The 1,486-nt window shown below is 44.9% G+C and carries 1 protein-coding gene; it reads left to right on the forward strand.

What is annotated here, in order from left to right:
- The first annotated feature begins 827 nt into the window (after positions 1-827).
- The gene (locus tag JIN78_RS16680) at positions 828-1,358 is read left to right on the forward strand and encodes a hypothetical protein (RefSeq protein WP_200393133.1); all 531 of its coding nucleotides are present in this window, start codon (positions 828-830) and stop codon (positions 1,356-1,358) included.
- Positions 1,359-1,486: the final 128 nt, after the last annotated feature.

The following is a 1,486-nucleotide window of genomic DNA, read 5'->3' on the forward strand; positions in this document are numbered from 1 at the left end:
CTTTCCAATTGTCTTTCGGGTTCATTTTTGAATAGTAAGTCATCAGAACACTGTGCGCGCAAGAAAAATGAACTTCGGATAATCGTAAGATATCCTCGATCCAAAATTTATGGATCGCTCAAGTAATCGATAACGATTCTTTTCAGCTTGTAAAAAATTCGGGGAATCAGTAATTTGCCTTCTGACTCAGAAGTTTTCACAAATGATTAAGACCAAGCCCCCCACGCCCGCCAAAAAATCGCCTGGAACCAAAAACCGTCCTGCTCCTATCGTAGCATCGTCATACTAATAAACACTGTTCGACAAAGATGAAATCGGAAGCTGAGATCATCCTAAATTGTAGCAGAGATGGATGCTCAGTTCGAATCGACCCTCGATACTATCAACTTGGAGAATTCTTCGAAGCTGATTTAAACTTGTATGAAGAGTGGACTAAGGAAGCCTTAGTAAAATGTGATGAGGTTCTAGCTGGAATTAATGATGTTTGGGACCGGAATGGAAATACTTGCTTTCTGGAGATTAGACAGAACGTAACTAGGATTACTGATGGACTCTGGACGAGATCAGCGGTTTTGATTCCCACTCAGCAGTTTCGACAGCTTGTGAGTTGTTGGCTCACAATCATGAGGAGTCAAGACGGAGAAGATCACAGCTTTCGGCTAGACCTTGTTGCAGATGATGCTACCAAACCAGTCGAACAATGCGCAGCACCACAAATCCGACCGCGCTGGCGAGTCGGAGGTTGACGGGAGAAGGGGAAGTGGTAGAACTGTCGAAAGCGCGCTGAATCGGTCGGATTGGGTGTGCTGAGACGTTATGCTAAGAAAATGACCTCTGAGGAGTTTCAACCTTTATTCGACCGTGAAGTAGTTTGCCCTCTCGTCGAGATCGGTTTCCAACAGCGTGGTCAGTCGCTATTCTGGCGTGACGAAATTTCTACCTTTGGCCTTATTCGTCTAGGTGGACGGAATCAGAAGCCCGGACATATTTGCCATGTTGCGTGTTTTCGTCACAACTTCTTGAGAGATCTTAACGAGAAGATTCCGTCATCACCTCCCACAGAGGTTTTCACTTATCCATATAAGTTTCTTCCATCAGGCAGTAGTGTAGTCCAACCATATACTCCCCAGAACCTGAATTATGATAAGGAGTATCTGGATTACACCGGTCACCAAGACGACATCATCAGAAGCCTTCAGGATTTGCAATCGCGTGTCAGTGATGTGCTGCTTCCTTATGCCAGAAGTTTGTCGCCTGAGACGGCTTACGAACAGATTCTCAACAATCAAGAATACGCTTGGATTGAGAAGATTTGGCTCGCAGACTATGAGTCAACCCTCCAAAACAACAAAGCATAACAAACCACTGAGGCCAACTGACAAGTGATTTTCAGGAAAACTGTTCACCGAGTTTGGGGTGGGTTTTCTTGATTGTTTCGATGGTTTTGAGGAGTGGGCTGTTTGATTTTTCCAGGGCTTTGAGGTAG

This window comes from Roseibacillus ishigakijimensis (assembly GCF_016595415.1).
In the GTDB taxonomy this organism is placed as follows: Bacteria; Verrucomicrobiota; Verrucomicrobiia; order Verrucomicrobiales; family Akkermansiaceae; genus Roseibacillus; species Roseibacillus ishigakijimensis.

Bases quoted from the DNA above. Each gene is read 5' to 3' on its own strand.
- JIN78_RS16680 (WP_200393133.1), top strand. From the start codon at position 828: ATGACCTCTGAGGAGTTTCAACCTTTATTCGACCGTGAAGTAGTTTGC.